The sequence below is a fragment of the Vogesella mureinivorans genome (assembly GCF_007644035.1).
Classification (GTDB): domain Bacteria; phylum Pseudomonadota; class Gammaproteobacteria; order Burkholderiales; family Chromobacteriaceae; genus Vogesella; species Vogesella mureinivorans.
The window spans coordinates 1-315 of the sequence record NZ_VMTV02000918.1 but is presented as its reverse complement, the minus strand read 5'-3'; the positions used below and the strand labels follow the sequence as shown (position 1 = coordinate 315).

The following is a 315-nucleotide window of genomic DNA, read 5'->3' as shown; positions in this document are numbered from 1 at the left end:
TGATTTTCCTCCTTGAAAGAGGGAGCAAAATCACAAATTGGATTATTAAAAATTACACAGCAACTGGAGCTTTAATTGCAGCATGGGATTCATAACCCACAATTTCAATATCTTCAAATTTGAAATCAAAAATATCTTGAATCGCAGGGTTAAGTTTAAGCTGACATAATGGCAAAGGTTCACGGGTTAATTGTAATCTTGCCTGTTCAAAATGGTTCACATATAAATGTGTATCACCACCAGTCCAAACAAAGTCTCCTACGCCTAGACCACAAACTTGTGCAATCATATGAGTCAGTAAGGCATAACTGGCAA

1 protein-coding gene is annotated in these 315 nt (G+C 36.5%); it reads right to left on the bottom strand.

The window, feature by feature from the left end; genetic code table 11:
- Window positions 1–52: 52 nt before the first annotated feature.
- The coding region (gene thyA, locus FLQ44_RS21145) for a thymidylate synthase (protein WP_147695954.1) at window positions 53–315 on the bottom strand (263 nt) is incomplete at its 5' end.